This is a genomic window from Pseudomonas sp. G166 (assembly GCF_037027455.2).
GTDB lineage: Bacteria > Pseudomonadota > Gammaproteobacteria > Pseudomonadales > Pseudomonadaceae > Aquipseudomonas.
On sequence record NZ_CP146985.1, the window covers coordinates 4,560,688 to 4,586,776 of the forward strand.

Annotated in this window: 22 protein-coding genes and 5 tRNA genes; 7 read left to right on the top strand and 20 right to left on the bottom strand. The window is 61.1% G+C overall.

The features are described 5' to 3' along the window. Positions 1–10: 10 nt before the first annotated feature. On the bottom strand, positions 11–1,429 hold the full coding sequence (gene leuC, locus SGN16_RS19980) for a 3-isopropylmalate dehydratase large subunit (protein ID WP_003203866.1): 1,419 nt from the start codon (positions 1,427–1,429) through the stop codon (positions 11–13). Positions 1,430–1,585: 156 nt separating this feature from the next. On the opposite strand from leuC, the gene SGN16_RS19985 reads away from it, so the two are divergent. Beyond that, on the top strand, positions 1,586–2,473 hold the full coding sequence (locus SGN16_RS19985; RefSeq protein WP_210639646.1) for a LysR family transcriptional regulator: 888 nt from the start codon (positions 1,586–1,588) through the stop codon (positions 2,471–2,473). 68 nt (positions 2,474–2,541) lie between these two features. Continuing rightward, positions 2,542–5,820: an EAL domain-containing protein gene (locus tag SGN16_RS19990; RefSeq protein WP_210639647.1), complete on the top strand. Its 3,279-nt coding sequence runs from the start codon at positions 2,542–2,544 to the stop codon at positions 5,818–5,820. Positions 5,821–5,890: 70 nt separating this feature from the next. On the opposite strand, the gene SGN16_RS19995 is transcribed toward SGN16_RS19990, so the two are convergent. The 11 genes from SGN16_RS19995 to uvrB form a co-directional block, all read right to left on the bottom strand. Then, positions 5,891–6,343, bottom strand: a complete 453-nt coding sequence (locus SGN16_RS19995; RefSeq protein WP_335944495.1) for an Hsp20 family protein — start codon at positions 6,341–6,343, stop codon at positions 5,891–5,893. Between the two features lie 119 nt (positions 6,344–6,462). Continuing rightward, positions 6,463–7,422: a tRNA-dihydrouridine synthase gene (locus tag SGN16_RS20000; RefSeq protein ID WP_335944496.1), complete on the bottom strand. Its 960-nt coding sequence runs from the start codon at positions 7,420–7,422 to the stop codon at positions 6,463–6,465. Between the two features lie 246 nt (positions 7,423–7,668). Then, positions 7,669–8,118, bottom strand: a complete 450-nt coding sequence (locus SGN16_RS20005; RefSeq protein ID WP_210639650.1) for a thioesterase family protein — start codon at positions 8,116–8,118, stop codon at positions 7,669–7,671. An 84-nt stretch (positions 8,119–8,202) separates the two neighbouring features. Continuing rightward, positions 8,203–9,036: an alpha/beta fold hydrolase gene (locus SGN16_RS20010; RefSeq protein ID WP_335944497.1), complete on the bottom strand. Its 834-nt coding sequence runs from the start codon at positions 9,034–9,036 to the stop codon at positions 8,203–8,205. Between the two features lie 28 nt (positions 9,037–9,064). Then, positions 9,065–9,604: a TetR/AcrR family transcriptional regulator gene (locus tag SGN16_RS20015; RefSeq protein ID WP_210639653.1), complete on the bottom strand. Its 540-nt coding sequence runs from the start codon at positions 9,602–9,604 to the stop codon at positions 9,065–9,067. Positions 9,605–9,783: 179 nt separating this feature from the next. Then, positions 9,784–9,859, bottom strand: a tRNA-Glu gene (locus SGN16_RS20020). Between the two features lie 77 nt (positions 9,860–9,936). Continuing rightward, a tRNA-Ala gene (locus tag SGN16_RS20025) sits at positions 9,937–10,012 on the bottom strand. Positions 10,013–10,065: 53 nt separating this feature from the next. Further along, positions 10,066–10,141, bottom strand: a tRNA-Glu gene (locus tag SGN16_RS20030). Between the two features lie 79 nt (positions 10,142–10,220). Continuing rightward, positions 10,221–10,296: transfer RNA gene (locus SGN16_RS20035), tRNA-Ala, on the bottom strand. A gap of 146 nt (positions 10,297–10,442) precedes the next feature. Next, on the bottom strand, positions 10,443–11,924 hold the full coding sequence (gene gltX, locus SGN16_RS20040) for a glutamate--tRNA ligase (protein ID WP_335944498.1): 1,482 nt from the start codon (positions 11,922–11,924) through the stop codon (positions 10,443–10,445). Positions 11,925–12,155: 231 nt separating this feature from the next. Beyond that, positions 12,156–14,171 carry an excinuclease ABC subunit UvrB gene (gene uvrB, locus SGN16_RS20045; RefSeq protein ID WP_210639655.1) on the bottom strand — a complete coding sequence of 672 codons (2,016 nt, stop codon included), beginning with the start codon at positions 14,169–14,171 and terminating at the stop codon, positions 12,156–12,158. 331 nt (positions 14,172–14,502) lie between these two features. On the opposite strand from uvrB, the gene SGN16_RS20050 reads away from it, so the two are divergent. Further along, positions 14,503–15,699 (top strand): amino acid aminotransferase, encoded by a 1,197-nt coding sequence (locus tag SGN16_RS20050; RefSeq protein ID WP_210639656.1) that lies wholly within the window; start codon positions 14,503–14,505, stop codon positions 15,697–15,699. 117 nt (positions 15,700–15,816) lie between these two features. On the opposite strand, the gene SGN16_RS20055 is transcribed toward SGN16_RS20050, so the two are convergent. Then, positions 15,817–16,044 carry a hypothetical protein gene (locus SGN16_RS20055; RefSeq protein ID WP_210639657.1) on the bottom strand — a complete coding sequence of 76 codons (228 nt, stop codon included), beginning with the start codon at positions 16,042–16,044 and terminating at the stop codon, positions 15,817–15,819. A gap of 234 nt (positions 16,045–16,278) precedes the next feature. On the opposite strand from SGN16_RS20055, the gene SGN16_RS20060 reads away from it, so the two are divergent. The 3 genes from SGN16_RS20060 (at position 16,279) to SGN16_RS20070 (ending at position 17,064) form a co-directional block, all read left to right on the top strand. Then, positions 16,279–16,354: transfer RNA gene (locus SGN16_RS20060), tRNA-Asn, on the top strand. A gap of 244 nt (positions 16,355–16,598) precedes the next feature. Next, entirely contained in the window at positions 16,599–16,793 is a 195-nt protein-coding gene (locus SGN16_RS20065; RefSeq protein ID WP_210639658.1) for a hypothetical protein, read from the top strand. Between the two features lie 88 nt (positions 16,794–16,881). Further along, a complete protein-coding gene (locus SGN16_RS20070) occupies positions 16,882–17,064 on the top strand; it encodes a hypothetical protein (RefSeq protein WP_335944499.1) in 183 nt (60 codons plus the stop codon). Here SGN16_RS20070 and SGN16_RS20075 read toward each other — a convergent pair. Beyond that, the gene (locus tag SGN16_RS20075) at positions 17,061–18,122 is read right to left on the bottom strand and encodes an AI-2E family transporter (RefSeq protein WP_210639661.1); all 1,062 of its coding nucleotides are present in this window, start codon (positions 18,120–18,122) and stop codon (positions 17,061–17,063) included. The genes SGN16_RS20070 and SGN16_RS20075 overlap by 4 nt on opposite strands. 148 nt (positions 18,123–18,270) lie before the next feature. Here SGN16_RS20075 and yegQ point away from each other — a divergent pair, with 148 nt between their 5' ends. Further along, entirely contained in the window at positions 18,271–19,596 is a 1,326-nt protein-coding gene (yegQ, locus tag SGN16_RS20080) for a tRNA 5-hydroxyuridine modification protein YegQ (protein ID WP_210639663.1), read from the top strand. A 249-nt stretch (positions 19,597–19,845) separates the two neighbouring features. Here the strand turns inward: yegQ and SGN16_RS20085 are convergent, their stop codons facing one another. From SGN16_RS20085 to SGN16_RS20110, 6 genes are all read right to left on the bottom strand, one after another. Beyond that, positions 19,846–21,525, bottom strand: coding sequence for a methyl-accepting chemotaxis protein (locus tag SGN16_RS20085; RefSeq protein WP_210639664.1), 1,680 nt, complete (start codon positions 21,523–21,525; stop codon positions 19,846–19,848). A 244-nt stretch (positions 21,526–21,769) separates the two neighbouring features. Continuing rightward, positions 21,770–23,086 carry a Na+/H+ antiporter NhaC family protein gene (locus SGN16_RS20090; protein ID WP_210645352.1) on the bottom strand — a complete coding sequence of 439 codons (1,317 nt, stop codon included), beginning with the start codon at positions 23,084–23,086 and terminating at the stop codon, positions 21,770–21,772. Positions 23,087–23,333: 247 nt separating this feature from the next. Then, complete coding sequence (locus tag SGN16_RS20095; RefSeq protein WP_210639666.1) at positions 23,334–24,647, bottom strand: sensor histidine kinase; 1,314 nt, start codon at positions 24,645–24,647, stop codon at positions 23,334–23,336. Continuing rightward, positions 24,644–25,312 carry a response regulator transcription factor gene (locus SGN16_RS20100; protein WP_210639668.1) on the bottom strand — a complete coding sequence of 223 codons (669 nt, stop codon included), beginning with the start codon at positions 25,310–25,312 and terminating at the stop codon, positions 24,644–24,646. The genes SGN16_RS20095 and SGN16_RS20100 overlap by 4 nt, the downstream gene beginning before the upstream one ends. After that, positions 25,312–25,623 (bottom strand): PepSY domain-containing protein, encoded by a 312-nt coding sequence (locus SGN16_RS20105; RefSeq protein ID WP_210639670.1) that lies wholly within the window; start codon positions 25,621–25,623, stop codon positions 25,312–25,314. The genes SGN16_RS20100 and SGN16_RS20105 overlap by 1 nt, the downstream gene beginning before the upstream one ends. Continuing rightward, positions 25,623–25,931: a PepSY domain-containing protein gene (locus SGN16_RS20110; RefSeq protein WP_335944500.1), complete on the bottom strand. Its 309-nt coding sequence runs from the start codon at positions 25,929–25,931 to the stop codon at positions 25,623–25,625. Before SGN16_RS20110 ends, SGN16_RS20105 begins: the two co-directional genes overlap by 1 nt. Positions 25,932–26,089: the final 158 nt, after the last annotated feature.

Genomic DNA, 26,089 nt, shown 5'->3' on the forward strand with positions numbered 1-26,089 from the left:
CTGCGCTCCTTCAGATCAATTCGCGGACGTCGACGAAACGGCCGTTGACAGCCGCCGCCGCGGCCATGGCCGGGCTCACCAGGTGCGTACGGCCACCGGCGCCCTGACGGCCTTCGAAGTTACGGTTGGAGGTGGACGCGCAATGCTCGCCCGACTCCAAACGATCCGGGTTCATCGCCAGGCACATCGAGCACCCTGGCTCACGCCATTCGAAACCGGCTTCGAGGAAAATCTTGTCCAGCCCTTCCGCTTCGGCCTGGGCTTTGACCAGGCCTGAGCCCGGCACCACGATGGCCTGCTTGATGGTCGAGGCGACCTTGCGGCCCTTGGCGATCACTGCAGCGGCGCGCAGGTCTTCGATCCGCGAGTTGGTGCAGGAACCAATGAACACGCGATCGAGCTGAATGTCGGTGATCGCCTGGTTTGCACTCAAACCCATGTACTTCAGGGCGCGGACGATGGAGTCGCGCTTGACCAGGTCCATTTCCTTGGCAGGATCCGGTACGTTCTGGTCCACCGCCAAGACCATTTCCGGGGAAGTGCCCCAGCTGACTTGCGGCTTGATCTGGGTCGCGTCGAGTTCGACTACAGTGTCGAATTTCGCATCGGCATCGGAGACCAAGTCTTTCCAGGCTTCGACTGCCATGTCCCATTCGGCACCTTTTGGTGAAAACGGGCGGCCCTTGACGTATTCCACGGTTTTTTCATCGGCGGCCACCAGGCCGACGCGGGCACCGGCCTCGATGGACATGTTGCAGATCGTCATGCGGCCTTCGACAGACAGGTCGCGAATCGCGCTGCCGGCGAACTCAATGGCATGGCCGTTACCACCAGCGGTGCCAATCTTGCCGATCACGGCCAGGACGATGTCCTTGGCGGTCACGCCGAACGGCAGCTTGCCCTCGACGCGCACCAGCATGTTTTTCATTTTCTTGGCGACCAGGCACTGGGTGGCGAGCACGTGCTCGACCTCGGAGGTGCCAATGCCGTGGGCCAAGGCACCGAACGCACCGTGGGTCGAGGTGTGGGAGTCGCCGCAGACCACGGTCATGCCCGGCAAGGTCGCGCCCTGCTCCGGGCCGATGACGTGGACGATGCCCTGGCGCACGTCATTCATCTTGAATTCGACGATGCCGTATTCGTCACAGTTATCGTCGAGGGTCTGCACCTGCAAGCGCGAGACCTGGTCGGCAATGGCTTCGATGCCGCCCTTGCGCTCCGGCGTGGTCGGTACGTTGTGGTCCGGGGTCGCGATATTGGCATCGATGCGCCACGGCTTGCGCCCGGCCAGACGCAGGCCTTCGAAGGCCTGCGGCGAAGTCACTTCGTGGATGATGTGACGATCGATGTAGATCAGCGCCGAACCATCGTCGCGCTGCTTGACCAAATGCGAATCCCAGAGCTTGTCGTAGAGCGTTTTGCCGGCCATCAGACGGTTTCCTCATCAGCTTGTTTCTATGCCCCGGGTCCTGAGCGAATCAATAACCCCTTGGCTTGTGAGGCTGATCCTATGGGGTTACATTAAATAACTCAAATTCATATTTTTCATACTTTGCATAACCAACTGGAATCCGAGCGAAACGCCATGGACCTCGCCAATCTCAATGCCTTTATTGCCATCGCCGAGACCGGCAGTTTCTCCGGCGCCGGTGAACGCCTGCACCTGACCCAGCCGGCCATCAGCAAGCGTATCGCCGGGCTGGAACAACAGCTCAAGGTGCGTCTGTTCGACCGCCTCGGCCGTGAAGTGGGCCTGACCGAGGCCGGCCGGGCGCTGTTGCCACGGGCCTATCAGATCCTCAACGTGCTGGACGACACCCGCCGCGCCCTGACCAACCTGACCGGCGAAGTGACCGGCCGCCTGACGCTCGCCACCAGCCACCACATCGGCCTGCACCGCCTGCCGCCTCTATTAAGGGAGTTCACTCGCCGCTACCCACAGGTGGCGCTGGACATTCAGTTCCTGGATTCGGAAGTGGCCTATGAAGAGATCCTTCATGGCCGGGCTGAACTGGCAGTCATCACCCTCGCACCCGAACCGCACTCACTGGTACGGGCCACGCCAGTGTGGGACGACCCCCTGGATTTCGTGGTGGCCCCGGAACATGCATTGCTCAACGGTGCGGTCAGCCTGGCGGACATTGCCTTGCACCCGGCGGTGTTCCCCGGCGGCAATACCTTTACCCACCACATCGTGCGACGGCTGTTCGAAGCCCAGGGCCTGACGCCAAACATCGCCATGAGCACAAATTATCTGGAAACGATAAAGATGATGGTTTCCATCGGCCTGGCCTGGAGCGTTCTGCCGCGCACCATGCTCGACGAACAGGTGGCGCGCATCCCTTTGCCGGGCATACAGCTCAGTCGCGAGCTAGGCTATATCCTGCACACCGAACGGACGCTGTCGAATGCTGCACGGGCTTTCATGGCCTTACTGGACGCACAAATCGATCTGCCAGGGACAACGGCATAGGTTGTGCTACTCCTATAGAGCCGCCATACCCGTGCCTAACGCCCAATCTGCCCAAGGCTCGCTAGATAATGCCCAAACCCGCTGACCACCTCCCGCCTCTGCCGCGTATTCAGGCGCTCGACCCGAAACGGTCCGAGCAAAGCTGGGACAGCGCACCGCAGTTGCTGGCCGCCCTGAACGGCGCGCGGCTGGGGGCCTGGTCATGGGACATCGATACCGGGCAGATCAGTTGGTCCCGGGGCACCCAGGCGCTGTTCGGCTTCGATCCGCGCCAACCCTTGCCGGCGGACGTGGACTACCTCGACCTGTTGCTACCCGAAGACCGGGCCAAAGCCCTGCGGGCCTTTCACGCCGCAGTGGCCGGCGTGCCCCTGGAACAGGCGATGCACCACCGCATTGTCTGGCCTGATGGCACCCTGCACTGGCTGGAGATCAGTGGCAGCGTGCTGCCTGACAAACATGGCCGCCCCCGAATGATCGGGGTGATCCGCGAGATCACCCATCAGCGCGAACGCGAACAAGCACTGCGCAGCTCGGAAAAGCGCTTTGCCACGTTGTTTCACCTGTGCCCCAACATGGTATTGCTGACGCGTCAGGAAGACGGCCTGATCAGCGAGGCCAACCAGTATTTCGAAAGCCTGTTTGGCTGGCCGGTACAGGACGTGATTGGTCGCACCACCCTGGAGCTGGGGTTGTGGGTCGACCCAGCGCAACGGACAAAGCTGGTGGAAGCGACAAAGGCCAAGGGCGAACTGGTGAGCATGGAGGTGGAGTTCCGGGCCAGTAACGGCCAGGTCCACAACGGTATTCTCAGCGCACAGAAAGTCGAACTCGAAGGCCAGCCCTACCTGCTGAGCACCTTCCTCGACACCACCGAGCGCAAACTGGCCGAACAGGCCCTCAAGGACAGCCAGGAACGCCTGGACCTGGCCCTCGACTCGGCGCAACTGGGCACTTGGGACTGGCACATTCCCAGCGGCATGCTTTACGGCTCCGCACGAGCCGCGCAGCTCCACGGCCTGGAGCCCAAGCCGTTCCACGAGTCATTCGACGCGTTTTTCGATGGGGTACCCACTGAAGAACGCAACAATATGCGTAACGCCTACCGCAGCCTGAGGGAAGGCCCGGCGGGCAATTATCAACTGACCTACCGTGTACAACTGCCGGACGGCAGTTCGCGCTATCTGGAAAGCCGCGCCCGCCTCTACCGCAACGACGACGGCAGCCCCTTGCGCATGGCCGGCACCTTGCTGGACATCACCGACCAGGTCGAACGCGAACAGAGCCTGGCGGCATCGGAGGAAAAATTCGCCACGCTGTTCCAGGTCAGTCCCGATCCGATCTGCGTCACCCATCAGGACAGCGGGCGGTTTCTCGAAATCAATTCCAGCTTTACCCAGACATTCGGCTGGGCGGCCAGCGACGTGATCGGCCTCAGCGCCGACGAAATCGGTCTCTGGGACGCCTCGGGCAGCAGCCTGCAACGCATCGAACGGGTAATCCGCGAGCAATCACTGAACAATGTCGCCATCCTCGTCCACCATAAGAACGGTCAACCGCTGACCTGTGTGATTTCCAGCCGGCAGATCAACGTCGGCAACCAACCCTGCATCGTCACCACCTTGCGCGATATCACCCAACAACAGCGCTCCGAAGCGGCCCTGAAGGCCAGCGAGGAAAAATTCGCCAAGGCGTTTCACTCCAGCCCCGACGCCATCACCATCACCGAACACGAAAGCGGCCGCTACCTGGAGGTCAACGATGGCTTCTGCCGCCTCACCGGCTACCGCGCCGACGAAGTGATCGGGCACACAGTCTATGAGGTGGGGATCTGGGCCGAAGAAAAGCAGCGCGCGCTGCTGCTGGCCGAGCTGCAGCTCAAGGGCCGCGTGCATCACCTGGAAATGCTCGGGCGCAACAAACGCGGGGAAATACTCACCGTGGAAGTCTCAGTGGAGCCCATCACGCTCAACGAAACAGCCTGCCTGCTGCTGACGGCCCGAGACGTCAGCCTGTTGCGCAATGCCGAAGCGCAGATACGCCACCTGGCCTATCACGACTCACTGACCAACCTGCCCAACCGAGCCTTGCTGATGGACCGGTTGAGCCAGCAGATCGCCCTGCTCAAGCGTCATAACCTGCGTGGTGCCCTGCTGTTTCTGGACCTGGACCACTTCAAGCACATCAACGACTCGCTCGGTCACCCGGTGGGTGACACGGTGCTGAAAATCATTACCGCACGCCTGGAAGCCAGTGTGCGCCTGGAAGATACCGTCGCGCGGCTGGGCGGCGACGAATTCGTCGTACTGCTCAGCGGCCTGGAAGGCAGCCGCGCCGCTGTCAGCGCACAAGTGCAGAGCTTGGCCGACACCCTGCGCGAATTGCTCTCGGAGCCGATGTTCCTCGATGGCCAGCGCCTGCAAGTCACGCCGAGTATCGGCATGGCACTGATTCCCGACCACGGCTCCACCCCGACCGACCTGCTCAAGCGCGCCGACATTGCGCTGTACCGCGCCAAGGATTCGGGGCGCAATACCTCGCAGATGTTCCACGCCACCATGCAAAAAGCCGCCAGCGAACGCTTGCGCATGGAAACCGACCTGCGCCAGGCCCTTGCCCGCGGCGAGTTCAGCGTGCATTTCCAACCCCAGGTCGACGCCCGGGACAACCGCATCATCGGCGCCGAAGCCCTGGTCCGCTGGCATCACCCGGACCTGGGTGCGCAATCGCCCAACGAGTTCATCAAAGTGCTGGAAGACAGCGGACTGATCCTGGAGGTCGGGACCTGGATCCTCGACGAGGCTTGCGACGGCTTCAAGCAACTGATCGCCAGGGGCAAAGTCGATCCGCAGCGGTTCAGCCTGTGCGTGAACATCAGCCCACGGCAGTTCCGCCAGAGTGACTTCGTCGAGCGCATTGAAACCTGCCTCGCCACCCACGGCCTGCCCTGCGCCATGCTGAAGCTGGAAATCACTGAAGGCATCGTCATCCAGAACCTGGACGACACCATCGGCAAGATGCGCCGGCTGAAAAAACTGGGGGTCAGTTTCGCCATGGACGATTTCGGCACCGGTTATTCGTCGCTGACCTACCTCAAACGCCTGCCGGTGGACACGTTGAAAATCGACCAATCATTCGTGCGCGACGCCACCAGCGACCCTAACGACGCCGAAATCATCCGCGCCATCGTCGCCATGGCCCGCAGCCTCAACCTGGAAATGATTGCCGAAGGTGTGGAAACCCTGGAGCAGCTGCATTTCCTGCAAGGGCTTGATTGCCATTTGTACCAGGGTTACCTGCATAGCCGGCCGTTGCCGCTGGAGGCGTTCGAGCGGTTGTTGCCGTGATGCAAGACCACAATGGAATCTCCACAATGAAAAAGGGCGCCATCTGGCGCCCTTCTTCAGTAGTGATGCATCAGTTTTGCAGCGCGGGTTGCTGCTGCACCCCATTGATCGGGATGCGCTTGGCCTTGGCCTCTTCCGGAATCACCCGCAACAGGTCGATGCTCAACAGACCGTTGCTCAGGCCGGCAGACTTGATCTCGATATGATCGGCCAACCGGAAGGACAGCTTGAACGCACGCTGGGCAATGCCCTGGTGCAGATAGGTCACGCTGTCGTTGCTCGCTTCGCGTTTGCCACCGCTGATGGTCAGCACACCTTTTTCCACTTGCAGGTCCAGGTCTTCTTCCTGGAACCCAGCGGCGGCGACCACGATGCGGTACTCGTCATCACCATGTTTTTCCACATTGTAGGGCGGATAGCTGCTGCCCGGCTCATTGCGCAGGGCGGTCTCGAACAGGTCGTTGAAACGGTCGAAACCCACCGAGGAACGGAACAGAGGGGCCAGCGAAAATGCAGTACTCATGATTCAAATCTCCTGAAAAATTCAGCAAGTTTTTTTGTCTCCGCGACCCGAATTCGGCATCGCGTAACCCTTATCTAGGGTCCGCCAAAAACTTTTCAAGAGCTTTTTTTGAATTTTTTTCAAGCTGCTTCGGTGTGCCGCACACCCAGCAAATGACCTACCGCATCCAGCTCGGTTTCACGGCGCAGAGCGGTAAACAGCTGCACCGCTTCGGGATAATTGCGGGTCAGCATTGCCAGCCATTGCTTCAACCGACCCGGCGCTTGGCGGGGTGTCAGTTGTTCGACCACCTGCACCCAGAAGTCCTGGAGCATCGGTTGCAGTTCGGCCCAGGACATCTCGACCACTTCCTCACCCGCCCGGGCCGCAGCGATCTGCCGGGCCAGGTCAGGACGGGAAACCAGGCCACGACCGAGCATGATGTCTTCCACGCCGCTGATTTCGCGGCAACGGCGCCAGTCTTCCACGCTCCAGATATCGCCATTGGCGAATACCGGCACCTTGACCACTTCCTGGACCCGCGGGATCCACTCCCAGTGGGCCGGGGGCTTGTAGCCGTCGGTCTTGGTTCGCGCATGCACCACAATGTGCGCCGCGCCGCCTTCGGCCAACGCCGTGGCACAGACCAGCGCACCATCCGGGCTGTCGAACCCCAGGCGCATCTTGGCGGTGACCGGGATGTGTTTCGGCACCGCGCGACGTACATGCTCGACGATTTCGTTGAGCAGCTCCGGCTCCTTGAGCAACACCGCCCCGCCCCGGGATTTATTCACGGTCTTGGCCGGGCAACCGAAGTTCAGGTCAATAACTTCTGAGCCCAACTCGCAGGCCAACGCCGCGTTTTCCGCCAGGCACACCGGGTCGGAGCCGAGCAACTGCACCCGCAACGGCACGCCGGCAGCCGTTTGGGCACCGGTCAGCAATTCGGGGGCGAGCTTATGGAAATAGGCTGGCGTGAGCAGACGGTCATTGACGCGAATGAATTCGGTGACGCACCAGTCGATACCACCAACACGGGTCAGGACGTCCCGCAGGATGTTGTCGACCAACCCCTCCATGGGCGCCAGGGCAATTTGCATGGAAAAACACACTCAACGAAAAAACGTGCGGCAGTTTACCGGATTTTGCTCACATAGCCGGTATTCACCACAAATCCCCTGTGGGAGCGGGCTTGCTCGCGAAAACGGTGGGTCAGCTTGCATTGATGTTGGATGTGCTGCCGTCATCGCGAGCAGGCTCGCTCCCACAATGGTTCCAATGTGTTTACAGAATTGGAGCCCGCCACAAATCCCTGTGGGAGCGAGCCTGCTCGCGATAGCGGTGGGTCAATCTATGAAGATGCCAGATGGATTCAGCGCCACACCATAACCCTCGATGAACTCCGGCGGCATGCGCTTGGGCCTGCCAGTGGACAGTTCAATGCAGACAAATGTGGTCTGGGCCCGCAGCAAGGTGGTGTTGTCGCTGGGGCGGATCAGTTGGAAATGCCGGGTCATCTTCAACCGCTGGTCCCAATCGACGATCCAGGTCGCTAATTGCAACTCGTCGCCTTCATAGGCAGCCGCCAGGTAATCGATTTCATGCCGCACCACCGCCATGGCGCGGTCCAGCCGCCGATACTCCACCAGATCCAGCCCCAGGCGCTGGGAATGGCGCCAGGCACAGCGCTCGAGCCAGGTGACGTATACCGCGTTATTGGCGTGGCCCAGCCCGTCGATGTCTTCGGCATTTACTTGAAGATCAATGATGAACGGCGTTGCCCGATCCCAGCCCATGCCCCTCTCCCGGTCGAATATGGTTGGGGGCAGTGTAACGGATCCGCGCTTGACCGCCATCGCGGGCAGCCTTGCTCCCACAGATCAAGCCGATTGGCGCGCTTGCAGGCTGCGCCCGGCCAGCAGTGACAACACACCATCAATGACACGCGGATCGGCCAGCACCCGCTGGTGCCCGCCCTGTGGCAAGCGCAGCAAGCGGCTGTCGAACCAGGCCTCGTGAATCAGTTGCGATTCCTTGACCGAGACGAAGGTGTCGTCGTCGGCATGGACGATCAACCCAGGCACGTCCAGTTGGTAATGGGCGACGTCCATTTTCTCGGCCCGCATGCCCACATCGTTTTCCACCAGGCGAATGAAGGCTGAACGGGCCTTGGGCGGCAGCCCCATCATCCGGGCGAACCCGCGCAACACGCCCAGAATGCGCGCAGGTGCAGCGATGCTGACCAGGGTCTCGGTCCGCAACCCCAACTGAACCGCGAGCATGGCACTGGCGCCGCCCATGGAATGCCCGATCACGGCTTGCAGCGGCGGCAACTCAGCCGCGGCTTCGAGCATGGCCCTGGCGAACAACAAGACATTGGCCTCGCGTCCAGGTGAGCGGCCATGGGCCGGACCGTCCAGCGCCACCACCGTGTAGCCGGCGTCCACCAGTGCCGTGATCAGCGCCGCGAACTGTGTAGGTCGCCCTTCCCAGCCGTGCATCACCAAGACGGTCGGGCCTTTGCCCCAGCGCAAGGCCGACAGACCGAAGCGCAAGGTGATGCGCTCGGAGGTTGCCAGCAATGGCAATTCCCAATCCCGCGGCGGCAAGTCTCGGGGACGCATGAACAGCAGTCGCATCTTCTTTGCTATCAGGCGCGGCGCCACCCAGCCAAGGGTGCCATTGACGCCACGAATCCAGCTCAACCTGTTCATCGCTCATCTCCAGGGCTTGCGCCTCAGCTCATTGCACCGCCGACTTGGCGGCGCGCAGCAAACGATCCGATAACTCTCCAGGGCCCAGGGCGCGTGCCAAGGCCAGGCCGCCCACCATCAAGGCGATGTCGGCCAGGGCCTTGTCGGCGTCCTCCGGGCTGGCCGCCAGTTGCGCGACCATCAGTTCAATATGCTCATTGAGCACCTCACGAAATGCATCTGGCAGCCTGCCCAGTTCGCCAACCGACGCAGGAATCGGACAGGCGTGCTCGGTAGAGTCGCGGTGCTTTCGTGACAGATAGAACGCCGCGACCAGCGCGCGCCGCTCTTCGCCTGTCAGTTCGCTGTCCATGTCGGCGATCAAGCCGCGGCGCCGATTGAGCAATTGCTTGAACGCCTCCAGCATCAAGGCATCTTTGCTTTCGAAATGGGCATAAAAACCGCCCACCGTCAGCCCGGCCGCGCCCATCACCTCGCCCACGCTCGGTTCAGCCGGCCCACGCTGGATCAGCGCATCGCTGGCCGCCTTGAGAATGCGTTCACGGGTTTGTGCCTTTTTATCGCTCATCGTCGCCTCCGAATATTACGATTGAAATATTATTCCCATAATAATTTTCCGCAAGCGGAAATTTTGACCGCTGGTCAGAAGACTCTCTCAAGGATAAGGGAATTGGCCGAACGCCAGACAAACAAAAGGGCCATTCAAGAATTGAATGACCCCTATAAATCCCGCAGAGCGGGTAATCGTGGCGTCCCCTAGGGGACTCGAACCCCTGTTACCGCCGTGAAAGGGCGGTGTCCTAGGCCACTAGACGAAGGGGACACAAACCTTCTGAACGTGATCAGCGCTGAGAACTGATCGACTCAAGGCCGGTGTGGCCAGACCTTGAACCTGTAAATTGGTGGAGCTAGACGGGATCGAACCGTCGACCTCTTGCATGCCATGCAAGCGCTCTCCCAGCTGAGCTATAGCCCCGGATTTTTCGCCTCGCGGCGGAGCGACATCTTGCAACATCGCTTCTGTAAAACTGGCGTCCCCTAGGGGACTCGAACCCCTGTTACCGCCGTGAAAGGGCGGTGTCCTAGGCCACTAGACGAAGGGGACGCAAACCCTTCTATACAACTGATCAACGCTGAGTGTTGATCGCTTCAAGCCCCGTGTGGCCAGGCCTTGAAGTATAAATTGGTGGAGCTAGACGGGATCGAACCGTCGACCTCTTGCATGCCATGCAAGCGCTCTCCCAGCTGAGCTATAGCCCCTCATCGCTGAGGACGGGGCGAATCTTAAGGGCGTATCGGAGGGCTGTCAAATTTATTTTCAACAAATTTGAAAGTTTTTTGCCGGGATAACAATCACTTACCGACAAACCCCGGAAAACCGGGGTATGTCCTGCCTCATCGAGCGTTCAGGCAATCGCGCCGAGCAGTTTTTCCCACTCCTTGTTTTCCTTCTTCGACACGCCACCGAGCAAGTCGATGGCCTGGCGCAGGCGGAAACGGGTCAGATCCGGCCCGAGAATTTCCATCGCATCGAGCACCGACACCGAACTGGCCTGGCCGGTAATGGCGGCGAACATCAACGGCATGGCATCGCGCAGCTTCAACTCCAGGTGTTCGACAACCGCCTGAATGGTTGCGGTGATGCTGTCCTTTTCCCATTGGCGCAGGCTTTCCAGTTTCCACAGAATCAACTGCATCAACTGGCGTACCTGATCACCCGACAGCTTCTTGGATTCGAACAGCTTCGCATCCGGCGTCACGCCACCGGCAAAGAAGAAACCAGCCAGTGGAGCGATCTGGCTGAACGTCTCCACCCTGCCCTGCACATGGGGCGCGATCTTCATCATGTACTCAGGATTCAACGCCCACTTCTGCACACGCGCAGCGAATTCTTCCACCGGCAAGTCCCGCAGCCACTGACCGTTGAGCCACGACAGCTTCTCGACGTCGAAGATCGGCCCACCCAGGGACACCCGCGACAGGTCGAAATGCTCGACCATTTCCTGCAGCGAAAACTTCTCGCGCTCGTCCGGCATCGACCAGCCCATGCGGCCCAGGTAGTTGAGCATTGCCTCGGGCATGAAACCCATGCGCTCGTAGAACGTCACCGAGGTCGGGTTCTTGCGTTTGGACAGCTTGCTCTTGTCCGGGTTACGCAGCAGCGGCATGTAGCACAGCTGCGGTTGCTCCCAGCCGAAGTATTCGTAGAGCAGGATCAATTTCGGTGCCGACGGCAACCATTCTTCCCCGCGCAATACGTGAGTGATGCCCATCAGGTGATCGTCGACCACGTTCGCCAGGAAGTACGTCGGCAGGCCATCGGTCTTCATCAGCACTTGCATGTCCATGCGATCCCACGGGATCTCGACATCGCCCCGCAGCATGTCCGGCACCACGCAGACGCCTTCGGTCGGCACCTTCATGCGGATTACATGGGGCTCGCCGGCGGCCAGGCGACGGGCGACTTCTTCCTTGGACAGCAGCAGCGCGCGGCCGTCGTAGCGCGGGGTTTCGCCACGGGCCATCTGCTCGGCGCGCATCTGGTCCAGCTCTTCGGCGGTGCAGAAGCACGGGAATGCGTGCCCCATGTCCACCAGTTGCTGGCAATACTGCTGGTAGATATCGCCACGTTCGCTCTGGCGATACGGACCATGCGGGCCGCCAACGTCCGGACCTTCGCTCCAGTCGATGCCCAGCCAGCGCAGGGCGTCGAAGATCTGTTGTTCAGACTCGCGAGTCGAACGCAACTGGTCGGTGTCCTCGATCCGCAGGATGAACTCACCGCCATGCTGCTTGGCAAAGCAATAGTTGAACAAAGCGATGTAAGCGGTGCCGACATGGGGATCGCCAGTGGGCGAAGGCGCGATGCGGGTGCGGACGGTGGTCATGGCATGTCTCGAAAAGAATATAAAAGCGAAGATGAAACAGGGGGCGAATGGTAACAGGCGATGGTAGGCGGGCTCCAGTGAGAGCGGGATTTGTGTGGCCAGACGTTAGACCGAATCGCGCCCATCGCGAGCAAGCTCGCGCCCACAGGGCACCCAGTTGTCCGGACTGGACACGGCCCAATGAGGGAGCGAGCCTGCTCGCGATGAGGCCCTTAAAATCGCCACAAAACCTCAGACAGTCAGCAACCGCTCGCGCAACTTGCCAATCTCATCGCGCAACTGCGCCGCCGCCTCGAACTCCAGGTCCCGGGCCAGTTGGTACATCTTCTCTTCCAACTGACGGATACGCTTGGCGATCTCGCTCGGTGAGCGCAATTCGGCTTCGTAGCGAGCGCTCTCTTCGGCGGCCTTGGCCATGCCCTTGCGCTTTTTGCTGCGCGAGCCGGGTACGGTGGCACCTTCCATGATGTCGGCAACGTCCTTGAACACCCCTTTGGGCGTGATGCCGTTGGCCAGGTTAAAGGCGATCTGCTTGTCGCGACGGCGCTCGGTCTCGCCGATGGCCCGCTCCATCGAACCGGTGATGCGGTCGGCATAGAGAATCGCCCGCCCATTGAGGTTACGTGCGGCGCGACCGATGGTCTGGATCAACGAGCGCTCGGAACGCAGGAAACCTTCCTTATCGGCGTCGAGAATCGCCACCAGCGACACCTCGGGCATGTCCAGGCCTTCGCGCAGCAGGTTGATGCCCACGAGCACGTCGAAGGTGCCCAGGCGCAGGTCGCGGATAATTTCAACCCGCTCCACCGTGTCGATGTCCGAGTGCAGGTAGCGCACCCGTACGCCATGATCGGCCAGGTAATCGGTCAGGTCTTCGGCCATGCGCTTGGTCAGCGTAGTGACCAGCACCCTTTCCTCCAATGCCACGCGCTTGGTGATTTCCGAGAGCAGGTCATCGACCTGGGTCAGCGCCGGGCGCACTTCGATCTGTGGGTCGACCAGCCCGGTCGGCCGCACCAGTTGCTCGATCACTCGCCCGGCATGTTCGGCCTCATAGTTGCCTGGGGTGGCCGAGACAAAAATCGTCTGCGGGCTCACACTTTCCCATTCGTCGAAGCGCATCGGCCGGTTGTCCAGGGCCGAGGGCAGACGGAAGCCGTATTCCACCAGGGTTTCCTTGCGCGAACGGTCGCCTTTGTACATCGCGCCGACCTGGGGCACGCTGACGTGGGACTCGTCGATCACCAGCAAGGCATCGGCCGGCAGATAGTCATACAAGGTGGGCGGTGGCGCACCCGCCGGGCGGCCTGACAGGTAGCGCGAGTAGTTTTCGATGCCGTTGCAGTAGCCCAGCTCCAGGATCATCTCCAGGTCAAAGCGGGTCCGCTGCTCCAGACGTTGGGCTTCCACCAGCTTGTTGTTCGAACGCAGGTATTCCAGGCGCTCCTGCAGTTCGACCTTGATGCCTTCAATGGCGTCCAGCAGGGTTTCCCGCGGCGTCACGTAGTGGCTCTTGGGGTAGAAGGTGAAACGCGGCAGCTTGCGGATGACTTCGCCGGTCAGCGGGTCGAACGCGGAAATGCTCTCTACTTCATCGTCGAACAGCTCGATGCGGATCGCTTCGAGGTCCGATTCCGCCGGGTAGATGTCGATCACATCGCCACGCACCCGGAACGTCGCCCGAGCGAAATCCATGTCGTTGCGGGTGTACTGCAAGTCCGCCAGGCGGCGCACCAGGGCGCGCTGGTCGAGCTTGTCGCCGCGATCCACGTGCAAGACCATTTTCAGGTAGGTTTCCGGGCTGCCCAGACCGTAGATGCACGACACGGTGGTGACGATGATCGCGTCCTTGCGCTCCAGTAGCGCCTTGGTCGCCGACAGCCGCATCTGTTCGATGTGGTCGTTGATCGAGGCGTCCTTCTCGATGAAGGTGTCCGACGACGGCACGTAGGCCTCGGGCTGGTAGTAGTCGTAATAAGAGACGAAATACTCCACCGCGTTGTTCGGGAAGAACGCCTTGAACTCACCGTACAACTGCGCCGCCAGGGTCTTGTTCGGTGCCAGCACCAGGGTCGGGCGCTGCACCTGGGCGATTACGTTGGCGATGCTGAAGGTCTTGCCCGAGCCGGTCACACCGAGCAGCGTCTGGTGCGCCAGCCCCGCCTCGATGCCTTCGACCATCAGGCGGATGGCTTCCGGCTGGTCGCCGGCAGGCTGGAATCGGGTGACTAGCTGGAATTCAGACATGACATAACCTCTGGGTTCACCCCTGTCGGCCAGCCGACAGGGACGAGAAAGACCGAAACGACTGATGCCGTCCGAGGAAAAAGCTGGGATGCACACAATGTGGAGGTGAATGCCCTCGCTTTCAAGACGAACGTCCTACACGCCTTGCAGACTTTGACGCAGAGAAGGGACTAACGGTCGAAAAAAATCGAAAATACTTACCGCAAAAGCAGAATCGCCTGTCGCCGTGCCGGGTGATGGCCTCTATACTAGCTCCCCGTTTGTGCACCGCTCTAGTGCATCCGGCTGGAGCGCGACACGTCCCCCTCACTCCATTCAGAGCCGCGCAATAATGAGCCTGTTTTCCGCTGTCGAATTGGCACCCCGCGACCCCATCCTGGGCCTCAACGAAGCATTCAACGCCGACACCCGTACCAATAAGGTCAACTTGGGCGTAGGTGTTTACTGCAACGAAGAAGGGCGCATTCCACTCCTGCGCGCCGTTGTCGAAGCCGAGACGATTCGCGTGGCTCAGCACGTTTCCCGTGGTTACCTGCCAATCGACGGCATTGCAGCCTATGACCAGGCAGTGCAGACCTTGTTGTTTGGCAAGGACTCCCCGCTGATCGCCTCCGGCCGTGTCATCACCACCCAGGCCGTGGGCGGCACCGGCGCACTGAAGATCGGTGCCGACTTCCTCAAGCAACTGCTGCCGGACGCCGTTGTAGCCATCAGCGACCCGAGCTGGGAAAACCACCGCGCCCTGTTCGAAACCGCCGGCTTCCCGGTGCAGAACTACCGCTACTACGACGCCGCCACCCATGACGTGAACCGCAGCGGCCTGCTGGAAGACCTCAACGCCCTGCCCGAGCGCTCGATCGTTGTGCTGCATGCCTGCTGCCACAACCCGACCGGCGTGGACCTGAGCCCGCAAGACTGGAAAAACGTACTGGCTGTGATCAAGGCCAAGAACCACGTGCCGTTCCTGGACATGGCCTACCAGGGCTTTGGCGATGGCATCGACGAAGACGCAGCGGCCGTGCGCCTGTTCGCCGAGTCGGGCCTGACCTTCTTCGCGTCCAGCTCGTTCTCCAAGTCGTTCTCGCTGTACGGCGAACGCGTTGGCGCCCTGTCGATCGTCAGCGAATCGAAGGAAGAAAGTGCCCGCGTGCTGTCCCAGGTCAAGCGCGTGATCCGCACCAACTACTCCAACCCACCGACCCACGGCGCCAGCATCGTCGCCGCCGTGCTCAACAGCCCTGAGCTGCGGGCCCAGTGGGAAGCCGAACTGGCCGAGATGCGCCTGCGGATTCGCGGCATGCGCAACCAGATGGTGGACATGCTGGCCAAGGCCGCGCCGCACCACGACTTCAGCTTCGTCGCACGCCAAAGCGGGATGTTCTCCTACTCCGGCCTGACCGTTGAACAAGTGACGCGCCTGCGCAACGAGTTCGGCATCTATGCCCTGGACACCGGTCGCATCTGCGTGGCTGCGCTGAACCAGAACAACATCGAGGCAGTGACCAAGGCCATCGTTCAGGTGATCTGAAACTTTCGCGCCGGATGAAAAACGGGAAGCCATTGGCTTCCCGTTTTTTTTAGCGTCACTACCAGGTCAGGCGTACCCCTCGCCACAAAAGCACCCGGCACAACACTTTCAGCGAGGCTAAAGCTCCGTTGCCCGCTGACTCGCCGCATCGTCGTAGATCACATACAGCGACTCGGCAATCTGGCTCTTGATCGCCTTGGCACTTTCCAGCCCCAGGACGAAACCTTCGGCCTTGCCCCCGGCACGGTTCAGCTCATCGGCGGTGCCGGCCTGGGTGATGGCGTCGTAGAGTTTCTCGGCGTGGGGCCCCACACCCTTGGGCAAACTGATCTGCGCGGTGCTCATAGCGACACCCCAGTGCGGCTGGCGGTGTAAAGCGGTAACAGGTGATTCATGGCGCGTACCTTATGTCGGCGAATGGCCGGCAGCGCGTCCTGCCACTTCCGGGCGACCATGGTAGCCCTCTCCCGCCGTGGCAGTAACTGCCAATCGTTGATTGATCGTCAAAGGGCATCCGGGATCTACCGCTCGGCAATAGAAGCTTGACTTCTCTTTTCCAATCAGTAACATACGCGCCATTCCGCGATAGCTCAGTTGGTAGAGCAAGTGACTGTTAATCACTGGGTCCCTGGTTCGAGTCCAGGTCGTGGAGCCAGATAGCGACAAATCAAGCCCCTGAATCGAAAGATCCAGGGGCTTTTTCGTGGGCGAATAAAAATGCCGCAGGCTGAAAAAGCTTGCCGAGGTCGCTGCCGGAACAATAATCCGGCGCCAAAAAGGCATTATGGTCTGAATCCTGCTTTCTTTTCCAAAACCCGAGCTGTCACCCCAGTGTCATGACTGCACCGCAAACTGGTGCGGTCCGTCAACAACAGCTTCATAAAAACAAGGACGAAGGTATGCCCACGCAAAATCCCCACCGCATTGTCGGCCTGTGCACCTCCAGCAAGGTGTACAACGCACTGACCGAACTCAAGCACCTGGAAGGCCATCGCAGCGCCAAGTTCCTTTCCCTGCTGACGGAGAACCTGGTTCGCAAGGGCCTGCTCAACGAGCAGGAAGTGGTGCACATGCTCGACCTGGTCGTCGATTGAGCGGCATCGATTCCTACTATCGAGCCTGTTGATTTTTCGCCCCCCCGGCTGAGTCGTAAGGTAACCCCATCGATTGATGGAGGTTCCCATGCCCAAGGTTCAAATCATGTCTGTCATAGGCAGTGCCGTCCCCGCCCCACTCCGGGAGCGCGGTTTGCTGGCCTGCTGGTATCTGGTGCAGGACGGCGTGACCATCAGCGGTCCGCTGACTTCACTGCCCGCCGCCCAAGCCCTGTCGCAACGCATCGGCCCGTACGTGCTGAACGTCTAGGGCAGTTGTATGCGCGGTGTACTTTCGACGAACAAGGCCCAACAGGACATGAACAGCGCGGCGATCAGCGGCCCGATCACGAAGCCGTTCAGCCCGAACACCGCCAGCCCGCCGAGTGTCGAGACCAACACCATGTAGTCGGGCATCTTGGTGTCCTTGCCCACCAGGATCGGTCGCAGGAAGTTGTCCACCAGGCCAATCACGAATACGCCGAACAGCGTCAGCACCACACCCTGCCAGATCGCCCCGGAAAGCAGGAAATACACCGCCACCGGCGCCCAGACCAGGCCCGCCCCCACAGCAGGCAACAGTGACAGGAACGCCATCAGCACCGCCCACGGCAATACCGTCGGGATGCCCAGGATCCAGAAGATCAGCCCGCCCAGCGCGCCCTGGCTGATGGCGACCAGCAGATTGCCTTTTACCGTAGCGCGCACCACCCGGTTGAATTTCAACTGTAGGCGGCGCTTCTGGTGTTCGGCCAAGGGAATGGCCATGCGCACTTTGCGCACCAGTTCCGGGCCGTCGCGCAGGAAAAAAAACAGCAGATAAATCATGACAAAGAAACTGACCAGGAACTGGAACGTCCCCTGGCCGAAGCTGAACGCCTGGGTGGCGAAAAACTCACTGCCCTGCATCGCGCTCTTGACGATCTTGTCGCGCAACCCGTTCAGGTTACCCAGGCCGAAGCGGTCCAGCAGGTGCTGGAAGTACGGCGGCAAGGCATCCTTGAAACGGGCCAGGTAATCGGCAATGTCCAGCTCTCCGCTTTCCAGGCTCTTGTACAACGCCGTGCCTTCCTGGACCAGCAAGGTACTGATGATGATCACCGGTAAAATCGCACTGACCACGCAAATGCTCAAGGTGAACAGCGAGGTGACGTTGCGGTGCCAGCCGAACTTCAATTGCAGGCGGCGCTGCATCGGCGCAAAGACGATACCCAGGATCACCGCCCAGAACACCGCGCCATAAAACGGCAGCAGAATCCAGATGAAAGCGAGGGTCACGAGAACAAGCAATAGCATCTGGGATTTGTTTTGCAGCATCTTTCGATTCATCAGCGTTCCATGTCCAAAGGCGGGATAAACATTAGTCCGCCAGGACTCGCCGGAGTGCCTTCGCATTTCTCCCCCGGCATTGATCCAAATCAATACCGCCGGACCGACAGTGGCGTACCCTCGCCGCTTTTTGCGACCTGACGCCACCATGACCCTCGCCGCCCCCGAACTGCTCGCTCCCGCCGGCACCTTGAAAAACATGCGTTATGCCTTCGCCTACGGTGCCGACGCGGTGTACGCCGGCCAACCGCGCTACAGCCTGCGGGTGCGCAATAACGAATTCGACCACGCCAACCTGGCCCTGGGCATTCGTGAGGCCCAGGCCATGGGCAAGCGGTTCTACGTGGTGGTGAACATTGCCCCGCACAACGCCAAGCTGCGTACCTTCCTCAAGGACCTGGAGCCGGTGATAGCCATGGCGCCGGACGCGTTGATCATGTCCGATCCGGGGCTGATCATGCTGGTGCGCCGGCACTTTCCGCAGATGCCGATTCACCTGTCGGTGCAGGCCAATACCGTGAACTGGGCGAGCGTCGAGTTCTGGCAGCAACAGGGCTTGAGCCGGATCATCCTGTCCCGGGAACTGTCCCTGGAGGAAATCGCCGAGATTCGCCAGCAGGTGCCGGCCATGGAGCTGGAGGTGTTCGTCCACGGCGCCCTGTGCATGGCTTATTCCGGTCGCTGCCTGCTGTCGGGCTACCTGAACAAGCGCGACGCCAACCAGGGCAGTTGCACCAACGCCTGCCGCTGGAAGTATTCGGCGCAACCGGCGGTGGAAAACGTCGTGGGCGACATCGTGCAAACCTATCAACCCGAGCCGACCCTGGGCCTCGGCGCGCCCACCGACCAGGTATTCCTGCTCCAGGAGGCCAACCGCCCGGAAGCGTCCATGCCGGCCTTCGAGGACGAACATGGCACCTACATCATGAACGCCAAGGATCTGCGAGCGGTGCAGCACGTGGAGCGACTGGCGCGCATGGGCGTGCACTCACTGAAGATCGAAGGCCGGACCAAGTCGCACTTCTATTGCGCACGCACCACCCAGGTGTATCGCCGGGCCATCGATGACGCGGTCGCGGGTCGTGAGTTTGACCGCAGCTTGATGACCGACCTGGAGTCCCTCGCCCAGCGCGGCTACACCGAAGGTTTTCTACGCCGCCATGTGCATGACGAGTATCAGAACTACCAGAACGGCAGCTCGGTGTCGGAACGCCAGCAGTTCGTCGGAGAACTGACCGGCGAGCGGCGCGAACGCTTGGCCGAGGTGCGGGTCAAGAACCGTTTCCAATTGGGTGACCACATGGAACTGATGACGCCCAAGGGCAATTTTCACTTCGACCTGCATCAGTTGCAGAACGTGAAGGGCCAGGGCATCGACGTGGCGCCGGGGGATGGGCATGTGGTGTACCTGCCGATTCCGGATGCGGTGGATTTGCGGTTCGGGTTGTTGATGCGGGATGTGCGGGAAGCGTAAGGCCGGGACAGTGCTAGCGCCACATAGCCAATGTGTGCGAGCTTGCTCGCGATAGCGATTTACAGCTAACTCCTTCAGTGACTGACCTGCCGCCATCGCGAGCAAGCTCGCTCCCACAGGTATTTCCAGTCCTCGGCACGAACTGCCGAAGGCTGCGATCCTTCTTTCCCGATAGGACCCGGTTGCCCAGGTGAAAACATCTGGATCGAGAGCAAAAGATCGCAGCCTTCGGCAGCTCCTGCCTGATAGTCAGATCCGGAACTGCCCCACCAGTTTGCCCAGGCGCTGGCCCAGGTCGGCGAGGCTGCGGGAGGTCTGGGCGCCAAGCTGGGTTTCGTCGGCGACGCTGTCCACCGCCACGGCGATCTGATGCACGCTGCGGTTGATCTCCTCGGCCACGGCGGTCTGTTCCTCAGCGGCGCTGGCGATCTGGGCGTTCATCGAGTTGATGGTGCCGATCAACTGCGCCATGGTGTCCAGGGATGCCCCGGCTTCGTTGGCCCGCACCGACGTGCCCTCGCCGGCCTCACTGGAGCGACGCATCGCTTCTACCGCCGCATGGGTGCCTGATTGCAGGCGGTCGATCATGCCTTGGATTTCCTGGGTGCTTTGCTGGGTCCGGCTGGCCAGGGCCCGCACTTCATCGGCCACTACCGCGAACCCACGCCCGGCTTCACCGGCACGAGCAGCCTCGATGGCAGCGTTGAGGGCCAGCAGGTTGGTCTGCTCGGCGATCGAACGAATCACCCCAAGCACACTGACAATCGACGCCACGTCCTGCTGCAGGCTGTCCAGGGACACGCCGCTGCTACGAATATCGTTCACCAGCGCATGAATCTGCTGGATGCTGCCGGCCACCACGCGCTTGGCAGACTGGCCTTCTTCGTCGGTCTGCTGGGCCGCGACGGCCGCGCCCTGGGCGCTGCGGGCCACTTCCTGGGCGGCCGAAGACATTTCGTTGATCGCCGTGGCGACCTGGTCGGTTTCGTGACGCTGGCGTTCCATGGCCTGCTCGGAGCGCTGGGCCTGCTCGGAAACCTGCGTCACCAGCCCGGTCAGTTGGGAAGTCATCTCGGTAATCTGCCGCACCAGGCCGTGGATCTTGTCGACGAAACGGTTGAAGGAACCGGCCAGTTGGCCGAGTTCGTCCTGGCTGGTGATTGCCAGGCGGCGCGTCAGGTCGCCCTCGCCCGCGGCGATGTCATCGAGGTTGTCTTTCATCAGGTGCAGCGGCCGCAGAATGGTATTGGCCAGCACGATCCCCACCACCGCAATCACCAGCAACACCACGACGGCGATCCCGACAATACTTAGCACCACACCTTGCAGGCGCTCGTGGACTTTGGTTTCCACCAACGCCACTTGGGCTTCGATGCCGTCCAGGTTGACCGAGCTACCGACCGCCATGTCCCACTTGGCCAGGTATTCGGTGTAACCGAGCTTAGGCACCAGGTCTTTGCTGTTGGGCAGTGGCGAGCTGTATTCGAGATAGTGGGTTCCGTCCTTGGCGACTTTCACCAGGTCGCGGTTGACGTAGACACCGTTCGGGTCACGGTTGTCCTTGAAACTCTTGCCCACCCCGTCGGGGCTGTTGGCCTTGAACAGGCGCACGGTTTCGGAGTCGTAGCCGAAGAAATAGCCATCCTTGCCATAGCTGACGTTCGACAACAGCTTGATCGCCTGGGCCCGCGCCTCGTTATCACCGGGCGCTGCCGCGTCGTACAACGGCTTGATGGCCGTCAGCCCCACCGCCACGTAGTTCTGCAACGTAGCCTTGGCCTCGCTGAGCAGGCGTTCGCGGGTCTGCTGGACCTCTTTGACGGCCTGTTCCTGCAGAATGAATGCCGTGGTCAGGCTGATGATCACGGCGGACAACAATACAGGCAGTACTGCCAGGGACAGGACTTTAGCCTTCAGGCTCAGGCGCATACTGTTCACTCTTGTAGGTGTTATTGGCGTGGTTAGCTGTATTAACGGCAAGGCACGGGAAAACTGTAGGACAAGGTGGGACGGTTATCGCGAGCGGTCAGCAAATAAGGTTGCTGAATTGGAAGGCCCCATCGCGAGCAAGCTCGCTCCCACAGGGGATCAGCGCTGCTCACGAGTTTCGTGTTCACGCAGGATCCAATGTGGGAGCGAGCTTGCTCGCGATGAAGGCGACTCGGTCTTGAGGCTACAACACCATCGCCGCCACCCACCCAAACGCCAGCAACGGCAGGTTGTAATGGATGAAGGTCGGGACCACGGTGTCCCAGATGTGATGGTGCTGGCCGTCGATGTTCAGGCCGGAGGTCGGGCCCAGGGTCGAGTCCGAGGCAGGCGAGCCGGCGTCGCCCAGGGCGCCGGCGGTGCCGACGATGCAGACGATCGCCAACGGGCTGAAACCCAGTTGCAGGCACAGCGGCACGAAAATCGTCGCCAGGATCGGCACCGTGGAGAACGACGAGCCGATGCCCATGGTCACCAGCAACCCCACCAGCAGCATCAGCAGCGCTCCGACGCCCTTGTTGTGGCCGATCCAGGCCGCCGAGGTTTCCACCAGGCTCTGGACTTCACCGGTGGCCTTCATCACTTCAGCAAAACCCGAGGCGGCGATCATGATGAAACCGATCATCGCCATCATTTTCATGCCCTCGGTGAACAAGTCGTCGGTTTCACGCCAGCGCACCACCCCCGATACGGAGAAGATCAGGAACCCGACCAGGGCACCTATGATCATCGAATCCACCATCAGCTGGACGGCGAACGCCGCCACAATCGCCAGTCCTGCCACCAGCAGGCTCATGGGGTTGTAACGCACGGCCACTTGCTCGACCCGGGCGATTTTCTTCAGGTCGTAGACACGTTTCTTGCGATAGGTGAACAACGCCAGCAGCAAGCCAAACACCATGCCCAACGCCGGGATACCCATGGCATGGGTGACGTTGATGCCGCTGACGTCCACACCGCTGCGGGCGATGTTGGCCAGGAGGATTTCGTTAAGGAAGATATTGCCGAACCCCACCGGCAGGAACATGTAGGGCGTGATCAGACCGAAGGTCATGACGCAGGCGATCAACCGGCGGTCCAACTGCAACTTGGTCAGCACATAGAGAAGCGGCGGCACCAGCAGCGGGATGAAGGCGATATGGATCGGCAAAATGTTCTGGGAGGCGACCGCGACCGTTCCCAGCAGACCGATCAGGACCCATTTGACGCCCGAGCCGCCAGCGGCATCCTGGCGATCCACCAAGGCCAGGGCTTTGTCGGCCAGGGCATGGGCCATGCCGGACTTGGCAATCGCCACGGCGAACGCACCGAGCAAGGCGTAGGACAGCGCCACCGTCGCACCGCCCCCAAGGCCGGCGTTAAAGGCCTTGAGCGTTCCCTCGATACCCAGGCCACCGGTCAAGCCGCCCACCAACGCACCGACAATCAGCGCGATCACCACATGCACGCGGGACAGGCTGAGCACCAGCATGACGCCAACCGCGGCAATTACTGCATTTATCATCGTTACCTCAGAGCACAGCGATGGAGAGCCACCGGACAAAAAGGTCGCGACTTTGCAGGAAGCGGCGGCAAGCTGCAAGGGCTGTGGGGCGGGTTTTCAGTGACTCGCAATGTCTATGCCCACTACACCCTGTGGGAGCGAGCTTGCTTGCGATAGCAATCTATCAGTTGATACCGATGTGACTGGACTGACGCCATCGCGAGCAAGCTCGCTCCCACAGGGGCTCACCGCCATTGGATACGTATCAGCGCTTGGGCAACTCGATCACAACCTTCAGCCCGCCCCACTCGCTGTCTTGCAGCGCCAGCGTGCCGCCCCAGGTGTCGACGATGTCCCGCACGATGCCCAGGCCCAGGCCATGGCCATCGGTCTGTTCGTCCAGGCGTGTGCCGCGGCTGAAGACCTGGTTGCGGCGATCCTCGGGAATGCCTGGGCCGTCGTCTTCCACCGCCAGGCTGAACCCCGTGGCCGTCTCGTTCACGGTCAGGCGCACTTCGGCGTCTGCCCACTTGCAGGCGTTGTCCAACAGGTTGCCCAGCAGCTCCAGCAGATCCTCACGGTCCCAGGGCAGGTGCAAGCCCGGCGGGGCGATGCAAGTCAGTTGCAGGTGTTCGCCGTGGATCATGTTCAGCGTGGCCAGCAACCCCGGCAGTTCGGCGTCGCAGTCCAGGTGCGCGCCGGGCAACGCATCGCCGGACAGACGGGCGCGGTTGAGTTCGCGGTTCAGACGCTGGCGGACCTGCTCCAGTTGCTCGAGCAACAGCTTGCGCAGCTCGGGATACGGGTCGAGCTTCTCGTTCGAAGCCAGGCTTTGCAGCACCGCCAGCGGAGTTTTCAAGGCATGCCCAAGGTTGCCCAGGGCATTGCGCGAACGCTTGAGGCTGTCTTCAGTGTGGGCCAACAGATGGTTGATTTGCGCCACCAGCGGTTCCAGCTCCCGGGGCACTTGCTCGTCGAGCTGCGAACGCTGGCCGCGCTGCAACTGTGCAATTTGCTCACGGGCCCGATCCAGGGGGCGCAAGGCGCGGTGCACGGTGATGCGTTGCAATAACAGGATCAACAGCAGCCCCGCCAGCCCGAGACCGAGGCCGATCTGTTGCATCCGCCGGAAACTGTCACGCACCGGTGTGTAGTCCTGGGCCACGCTGATGGAAATAGCCTGGCCCAGGCGCCGATAGTCGGTGCGCAGCACCAGCAGCTTCTGCCCCTCGGGGCCCAACTGCAGGTTGCTGTGCAAGCCTGGGTGATCGAGCCGGGGCAACTCCTGGTCCCACAGGGAACGGGAGCGCCAGTGCACATCGGCAAAATCGATGCGGAAATAGTGCCCGGAAAACGGCCGTTGATAGGCCGGCGACAAGCGCCGCTCATCCAGTTGCAAGCCCTGCGGGCCACGCACCAGAGCCACCAGCAGGTTCTCGCTGTCGTTACGCAGCCCGGCTTCCAGATAGCGCTGCAAACCCAGTTCGAACAACCACAAACTGGTCTGCGCCAGGACCAGCCCGACCACCACCATCACACCAATCAGGCCCAGGCTCAGGCGCCGCTGGATCGATCTCACTGCGCCTGCCCGCCGAACAGGTAACCCTGGCCGCGACGGGTTTCGATCACGCTGCGCCCCAGCTTGCGCCGCAGGTGATTGACATGGACTTCCAGCACATTGGAATCACGCTCGGTTTCACCGTCATACAGGTGTTCGGCGAGATGGCTCTTGGACAGGATTTGCTCGGGGTGCAGCATGAAATAGCGCAACAACCGAAACTCGGCGGCGGTCAGTTGGATCTCTGCGCCATCACGAATCACGCATTGCCGCCCTTCATCCAGGTGCAGCCCGGCCGCCTTGAGCGTCGGTTGGTTGGCTTGGCCATGGGAGCGGCGCAGCAGCGCCTGGACCCGCAGGTGCAGTTCTTCGGGGTGAAAGGGTTTGGTCAGGTAATCGTCGGCCCCGGCCTTGAGGCCTTCGATACGTTCGGCCCAGGAGCCACGCGCGGTGAGGATCAGCACGGGCGTGCCCAGGCCGCCGGCACGCCATTGCGCCAGCACCTCGAGCCCCGGCACACCGGGCAGGCCGAGGTCGAGAATGATCAAGTCGTAAGGCTCGCTGCTGCCTTGATACACCGCATCGCGACCGTCAGCGAGCCAATCGACGGCGTAGCCCTGTCGTGTCAGCCCGGCCATCAGTTCGTCGGCCAGGGGAACGTGATCTTCCACCAGGAGCAGGCGCATCAGTCTTCCTTATCTTTGAGTAAGCGGCCGGTGGCGGCTTCCAGGTCCAGTTCGCGCACGACGCCGTCGGTATCCAGCAGTTCGACCTCGTAAATATAGACGCCGTGTTTTTCTTCCAGCTCGGCCTCCAGCAGCTTGGCGCCGGGGTGAAGATCCAGAGCCTGCTGGAGCAACTGCTCCAACGGCAGGATCACGCCTTGCTGGCGCAGTTGCAGGGCCTCGTCCTGGTCCAGGTCCCGGGCCATGGCCACCGAACAGAACGCCAGCAGCGCCAGCGTCCATCGGCTGCGGGCGCATAAATTAAGCTTCATTACGTATCCTGATGATTCTTGAGCACCTCGCCGTTGGCGGCGTCCAATTCCAGGTCCCACTCAATACCCTTCGCATCGCGCAGATCCACCTGATAGATGTACCGGCCGTACTCTTCGTCCAGCTCGGTATCGGTCAAGGTCGCGCCAGGGTGTTCAGCCAGGGCAATGGCGTTGAGTTTTTCAAAGGACAGAATGGTACCAGCGTCTCGCAGTTTGCGGGCTTCGTCGTCGTTGAGATCTCGTGCATGAGCCAGGCCAGCGCCGAGGGCCATGAGGGTCGCGATGAAAAAGGCAGTCAGGCGGTTCATGGATTGTCTCCTTTTTATAATCTTTGCGGGGGGACTGTATCGGGGCGAACTTAACTGAAACTGAATTGCCATCATCCAACCCAGATCAATGTGGGAGCGAGCTCGCTCGCGATAGCGCCAGTTCAGTCTCATCAATATCAACTGACAGACCGCCATCG